This window comes from Bartonella queenslandensis AUST/NH15, assembly GCF_000312585.1.
Classification (GTDB): Bacteria; Pseudomonadota; Alphaproteobacteria; order Rhizobiales; family Rhizobiaceae; genus Bartonella; species Bartonella queenslandensis_A.
Map to the genome: position 1 here is coordinate 45144 of NZ_HE997981.1, position 6360 is coordinate 51503.

General features: G+C 45.5%; 7 protein-coding genes. 2 read left to right on the forward strand and 5 right to left on the reverse strand.

All coding sequences use genetic code 11. The annotated features are described in order from the left end of the window. Window positions 1–280: 280 nt before the first annotated feature. The 5 genes from BN338_RS01880 to BN338_RS12020 all read right to left on the reverse strand — a co-directional run bounded on the left by BN338_RS01880 (window position 281) and on the right by BN338_RS12020 (window position 3460). Window positions 281–829 (reverse strand): sigma-70 RNA polymerase sigma factor region 4 domain-containing protein, encoded by a 549-nt coding sequence (locus BN338_RS01880; protein WP_156809235.1) that lies wholly within the window; start codon window positions 827–829, stop codon window positions 281–283. 196 nt (window positions 830–1025) lie between these two features. Continuing rightward, complete coding sequence (locus tag BN338_RS01890; protein ID WP_083868415.1) at window positions 1026–1436, reverse strand: hypothetical protein; 411 nt, start codon at window positions 1434–1436, stop codon at window positions 1026–1028. Beyond that, on the reverse strand, window positions 1421–2791 hold the full coding sequence (locus tag BN338_RS01895) for a recombinase family protein (protein ID WP_244427591.1): 1371 nt from the start codon (window positions 2789–2791) through the stop codon (window positions 1421–1423). Before BN338_RS01895 ends, BN338_RS01890 begins: the two co-directional genes overlap by 16 nt. 11 nt (window positions 2792–2802) lie before the next feature. Further along, entirely contained in the window at window positions 2803–3258 is a 456-nt protein-coding gene (locus BN338_RS01900; protein ID WP_039758503.1) for a DUF2924 domain-containing protein, read from the reverse strand. Then, window positions 3251–3460: a hypothetical protein gene (locus tag BN338_RS12020; RefSeq protein ID WP_039758506.1), complete on the reverse strand. Its 210-nt coding sequence runs from the start codon at window positions 3458–3460 to the stop codon at window positions 3251–3253. The genes BN338_RS01900 and BN338_RS12020 overlap by 8 nt, the downstream gene beginning before the upstream one ends. 194 nt (window positions 3461–3654) lie before the next feature. On the opposite strand from BN338_RS12020, the gene BN338_RS01910 reads away from it, so the two are divergent. Together BN338_RS01910 and BN338_RS01915 are read left to right on the forward strand one after the other, a co-directional pair. Then, entirely contained in the window at window positions 3655–5037 is a 1383-nt protein-coding gene (locus tag BN338_RS01910) for a hypothetical protein (protein WP_051018479.1), read from the forward strand. After that, window positions 5006–6109, forward strand: coding sequence for a hypothetical protein (locus BN338_RS01915; RefSeq protein ID WP_039758509.1), 1104 nt, complete (start codon window positions 5006–5008; stop codon window positions 6107–6109). The genes BN338_RS01910 and BN338_RS01915 overlap by 32 nt, the downstream gene beginning before the upstream one ends. Window positions 6110–6360 lie beyond the last annotated feature (251 nt).

Here is a 6360-nt window from a genome sequence, read left to right on the forward strand (position 1 = left end):
GGTTAAGAAATGACGGATTTCGTGTTCATCCAGGGCTTTCAGTTGCCCAATCGACATGTGAAAAATCTCATGCAGAGTTTTTATCTTCATGACAGCCTCTTTGAGTTAAGGGTTAAAGTGCTCTTTGGTCATGTCGCTTCGGCTGCCAGGTTCTGACGCCGCCCAAAGAGCAAAGCGGTCGCGGTATTTCCTTGAGGGGTCTTGTATTTCCGCGAGGACCCGGCATGTTTTCTGCCTTCAAGGAGTTATTTACCGAGAGGTCTCAAAAACTGTCGGCGGTTCAATGCAGATATTCCGCAAAGCCACGTTCCTGCAGCGATCCACGAAGTTCGAACAGCGTCCCGTAGAGGGTTGAGCGTGGGATTTTGGTTTTGCGTGAGATTTCACTGATGCTGAGCGTTCGCAGATCAACCAGTAGCAGGACGAGATGCAACGGTAGCTGCTGAACAGCTCGTTTAAGGTCGATTTGCAGATCACGGCTGGTCAGATCTTGTGTTGCAGGATCAGGCAAAGCGTCGTCTTCACCATCATTATCCTCAAGCCATGAATCGAGCGAAAAATCACTCATACCTGCGCCGCGTTTTTGTGCACGAGCAACTTCAATCAGGCTTGCGCATTTATGGTTCAGAATGCGGTCAATAAAGGTCGACCATTTTGCTTTTTCAGGGTCATAGGCTTGCTTTCTCGAGATGTAATCGAGCATCAGCTCTTGCTCGAAGTCCTCGACTTCTACGCCATGGATGGCTTCGTGTTGGATTAAGCGGCGTGCGTGATAACAGACTTGGTTTACGACATAAGGATCAATTCCTTGGTATTTGTTTTTGCTCATGGTTTGCGTCTCCAGTTGCAGTTAGCCGCCACGCGGGCGGGGCAACTGGGACTGGTGAAAATTCACCGGAGGCTCTAAAAATCGGTGCGTTAATCAGGGTGCAAAAACAAAAAAGCCCCGACATGCGGGGCTTTGGTACGTTAAATTTTTTTGAAAAAAATTTCAGATTGTTCGGTGAAATTTCACCGAAGCGGGATTAGGCAAATCCAAAATGCTTCAATTGATCTTCCCAAAGATCGGGAAATGGGGTTTGCATATCCTGCAGGGTTAACTGGCGTGGCTGTGTGCCATCCAAGATGGCTTTTTTGATTTGGGGAGCAAGCTGGTTTAAGCGTAATATTCGCGATATATAGGATGCATTTATATTGCGCTGGCGCGACATATCATCAATGGATTTGTAGCGCCCCATATCAATCAGCTTTTGCCAGTAATAGGCTTTAGCCAAGGCCGTGACGAGTGTTTCGTCTTGTTTGGGGGCTTCGTGGGGCTGGGGCATTTGACAGCCTTCGGGCAAAATCAGCATTTTTTTGCCACCGCATCGCTTGATCTGGATTGGCACTCGGATTGAAATAGTGTTGTTCGCCATCATTTTTATGCATTTATCCATGCTTGCTCCCCCAGTTTTTTTGGTTGAAATGCCTTGCGTCGCTTGTCTTGCTCATTCAATTCCCGAGCCAGACTATCCATGCCTGTAGCTCTGATCCTAATGTCGACAAACTCATAATTGACGATGACCTTTTCAATCATCAGCTCAAGAATGCGTTGCTGCTCCGCCGGAAAAAGCTCCTTCCAAATAGGTGCGATATTGCCAAGCGCATCACGAACTTCCGTTTCAGTCACGCTTTCATCCGCTTTATATGCCTCGCGCCACGTTTCTATGATCATTTCAGGCGAGGCAAAAACAGCTTGTAACTGTATCAAAATCAACGCTTCCATTTCATTGGCACTGACATTACGAACCTTGCAATCCTGGTTAATACCCTTGCGGTAATGTTCACAGATGTAATAGCGATAAAGCCTGCCACCTTTCTTACGGGTCTGGTTTGCCACCAATCCACATTCGCATTCACCGCATTTTAAAAGCCCCATTAAAATGGCCTTGCTTTTCCGCCTCGTCATCACGCCGCGATTGATAGTGTTTGCCTGCATAAGAGTGCGGACTTTATTCCATTTATCCATATCGATAAGCGCTGGATGGCGGCCATCATAAAGCTGTTCTTTGTGCTTGATTTTACCAATGTAAATGGGGTTTTGCAAAATCTTATAAAGTGCGCCTTTATCCAATGCTGTACCACCAATGATGCGGCCATTTTTAGCTGTGCGCTGCTTACTCACAACGCCCATTTGCGGCAGCATTTTTACCATTTGCATCGGCGAATTTGTCATCAAAAACAGATCGAATATTTTACGTACGCCTTCCGCCTCATTGGGTTCAACAACCAGCTCACGGTTTTTGACCACATAGCCCATTGGTGTGACGCCGCCCATCCACATGCCTTTACGCTTAGACGCTGCCAATTTATCGCGAATGCGCTCACCAATCACCTCTCGCTCAAATTGCGCAAAGCTAAGCAAAATATTCAGCGTCAATCGGCCCATGGATGTGGTGGTGTTAAACTGCTGTGTTACAGAAACAAAGGAAACCTTGTGATCATCAAATAACTCGATGAGTTTGGCAAAATCAGTCAAAGAGCGCGATAAGCGATCAACCTTGTATACAATAACTGTATCAATCAAGCCGCTTTTGATATCATCGATGAGGCGTTTTAAGGCTGGACGCTCCATATTACCGCCTGTGAATCCGCCATCGTTGTAATTATCGGGAAGCTGCAGCCAGCCTTCATGCTTTTGCGAAGAAATATAAGACTCGCAAGCCTCGCGTTGAGCATCAAGGCTGTTGAACTCCATGTCTAAGCCTTCTTCGGTGGATTTGCGTGTGTAAATCGCGCAGCGCTTTTTCAAGGTGGGTTTCCTCAATGTTTGCCTCCTTGTGGTTTGTTGTTTAAGCCGAAGAAGGCAGGGCCAGACCAGCTGCTGCCTGTGATGACCAGTGCGACTTTTGACAGGCTTTTGTATAGGCAGCCTGCATATTCATAGCCTTCTTCTAAAATAGTGACTTGATGTTCGATTCCCTTATATTCCCGGACCAGTTTGGTGCCAGGGATGGGTTGCTGATATTGTACCTTGCGCTTCGACTTGTTTTTTTTGCCAGAGCCGAATAACTCATTGGCCTGCTGTTTAATCCGGTTCTCAATCTGCGGATCAACACCATAAGCAAGCTCTTGTAAACGGTAGGCTAACCTTCTAATGATTTGGCTCTTATTTCCAATGGGGGGTTCTTCTTCATAGACATCCCGCCATAATGTCTTTAATTCTGATATAGACATATTTGGCAGTGCAACTACCCGCGCCAGAACTGTCTTATCCATCTGTTTCTCCTTGGTTTTTATGTCTGTCGTCATGCGTATGAATGCTTGGAAAAACTCTAAAGTCCAGTGAATTAGAAGGATTTGTTGGCTCGAACTGATGGTTCAGGCGAATCTTTAGGCGCAGGATACCAAGAGCCAGCAAATGGGCCACTTCGGTGCGGCGATCGCGCTCATTTATTAGGTTTGGGGGAAGTGAAGACATGGCAAACCTCCTTGAGAATTATTGCGTCGTTCAAGGAGTTACTTACTGAAATGACTTGAAAACTGTCGGCGCAGTCAATGCTTAGCATTGTCTCAAAACGATATTGTTAAACACAAAAGAGTTCTATATATTCTTATAGCCATCGCTATGAATGCAGCAACTCTGTCAAAGAGCTCAAGATTAAAGGCGTGCTGTTGGCTTGTGGTCAAACACCGAAACTCACAGCACCACAACTTGGCGCCATTGCCGCAAGACAAGCGAATGAACGTAGGAATAATTGGGAAGGTCTTTACGTCTACTGGGGTGTTGAACTGAGGCTCTCCTTAAGCGAACCACGAGGGGGTAACAAAATGAGCACCTATAATTTACGACGTTTTGCTCAACCTGATATTCTGAAGCACATCCAGCAAGATAATTTGATTACATTTCTTAAACGGTATAAAAGCTACTTGATAGGGCGTGGCTTTAGTTTTAATTTGGATGAAGATGGTGAGCTGGATTTTGAAAAACTCTGCAAAGTTCTGATGAATCCATCAGAAGATATGGATATTGAATTCGTTGAAGCCTTATTCTTCATTCAGGAAATGTCCGATGATGAGCATTTTGATCAGCTGAGCGAACACGTTGAAGCCAATAATATTGATATGCATGAAGATTCAACTGCTGCTGATTTGGCATTAGCATTATGGCTACACGATCCCGAGCTTTTAAAGCGCCCTCACGCAGAGGCGATGATCCTCAAGCCAAAATCATTCATCTATTTCCAGTCTGAGCAAAAATCCCCTGACCAGTTCGATCTTCCAAAACCGGAAACCATGCGAACACTGGAAGCGGATATGGATGCGTGGTTTTTGAAAAACAGGCGCGGCACTGGCTGTCGAATTTTGCCCGTTAGCGCAGAAGACGAAGACAAGACATACTTTCTAATCCGCCATGGTATGCCGTTTAAGCGTGAGGGTAAAATTGAGTCGGGTCTATCCAAGACAGTCTTTTACCGCCCAGAGTTTCATGATGTAATCGTATATGACCGCGCCAATAATGAATTAGCCATCTTTAATAAGTCAGGGGCCAAGAAAGAGCGCATCATGTATTTGGATTTATTCAGCCAGCATCTCTTCGGTCAGGCTGAGTATTTTCCGGGCGCAGAAAAATATACATTGCAGCCACTCATCGATAATGGCGTTGACGCTTTGGCCTGTGCTGATGTTGATGGGCTGGAAGATGTAAAGCTGGTAGAAATTCAGCACCAGTTTCATGGGCCTTATAATGATAAGCAAACCCTGCGCTCAAACGATATTTTCGCATCCTTAGCCTCAAGAGATCGTGAATTTCCAAACTTTGGCAGACTGGTTTATGCCAGTTTTTCGGTCAAGTTTGAAAACACCAAGCGTCCACGCATCGTCAAGCTACGAACACCAAATGTGGCCAATTTTGATCGTAAAGAAGATTCTCATCTGATTGAAACGTGGCTGCGCAAACGTGGCTTTGTGCATGAGCAAAATGAAGAAAAAGACAGCTCACAACCCGTAGCCCATCAGGAGAGCTATGACACCGTATCAACTGCTGCCATGGCGTAAACTCACAGAGCTCTCGGGGGGCAAGGGCGTAAAAGCCGAATGGCAAAACTTTCCAGAAGAGTTCCTCTCAATCACCAATGAGCAGGCATCAGCGATTCCCTGCAATCGCCATTCAGGCTGTTACATGGATGTTGTGCAACATGGGCCAAACGATATTGTTGGCATTTGTACATCCGAAATCAAACAATGCGACCGCCGCAAGCTTAAAAAATCAGAGCTGGCGCTGTATCGTATAGACCATAAAAAGCTAGCTACCAAGATTGCTGAGGCTATTGGTTTTACCGAGCAACACGAACAGATCAAAGATTATACAGCTCTTTGGAAATTTGGTGTAATGAATCCGCAAGCCGAGCAAAGCTTTCCTGTCTATTGCTTTTTGGGTCAGACATCCTCGCAGCTGGATAAAATTGTCAATCAACTTTGTCTGGGCGAGCAGACGTTTTTGTTAATTGTATCGACCAGCAGTCTTATCAGCACTGCTAGTTCTGATGCAAGCACCAGGCATAAATCTAAGCTGATTGGTATAGATAATGTGCTCGACGTCGATACAGCAGGCAAGGTCACGGCCAAAAATAACGTTCAGACTATCGTCTCCAATTGGCTGAAAACAGTGTTACCAAAATCAGCCAAGCCCAGTGAAGCTAATCAGCTGGTGCTGCCTCCGGGAACAACTTGGAAAGACATATCAATTACATTCCTTGCTAGGGATGTTATTTCCATTAAGTGTGGCGAAGAGACAGCCGTAAATTATGAACGCCTCCATATCCCGGGTATGTTTGTCGCTTCCCAGCGAGAGAAAAAGCCGTCTGACAAATGGTTCTTGTTAATGGCGTTTGCTCTTTGGGGGCCGGGGTTAAACCGCGAGAATCTACAAACTTTATTTGGCCATGATGATTGGAACCGAATGAGGACGCAAAAGTCGGCACTGAGTAAATCTTTGAAACAATTCTTTGGGCTTAATGATGAGCCGATTCCTTATAACAAGTCAGTGTATGAGTACCAGCCAATCTTAATGATCCGGCAAGATACGAATTGCGATCTCAACGATTGGATCAGCGATATTCACCAGTAGTCAATGATAGGCATAGACTGGTGCGAACTGGTCAATTGCCAACCCCTTGATTTCTCATGACTAAAAGCTCCGTACTTTCCTTTTCCAAGTACGGAGCTTTTCAGGAAAGGCGCATATATAGGAGAAAAATTAGAGAAAAACGGAGTGTTTTTATAGAGAGGGAGTCAATTGCAAACAGCGAAAAAGCCCGCAAATCATGGGCTCTAGCGACTATGGCAATTTTGGCTATAGGAGGGTTCGGAAAGTGTCAA

Coding starts and splice junctions, on each gene's coding strand:
- BN338_RS01880 (WP_156809235.1), bottom strand. CDS start 829: ATGAGCAAAAACAAATACCAAGGAATTGATCCTTATGTCGTAAACCAA.
- BN338_RS01890 (WP_083868415.1), bottom strand. CDS start 1,436: ATGGATAAATGCATAAAAATGATGGCGAACAACACTATTTCAATCCGA.
- BN338_RS12020 (WP_039758506.1), bottom strand. CDS start 3,460: ATGTCTTCACTTCCCCCAAACCTAATAAATGAGCGCGATCGCCGCACC.
- BN338_RS01900 (WP_039758503.1), bottom strand. CDS start 3,258: ATGGATAAGACAGTTCTGGCGCGGGTAGTTGCACTGCCAAATATGTCT.
- BN338_RS01915 (WP_039758509.1), top strand. CDS start 5,006: ATGACACCGTATCAACTGCTGCCATGGCGTAAACTCACAGAGCTCTCG.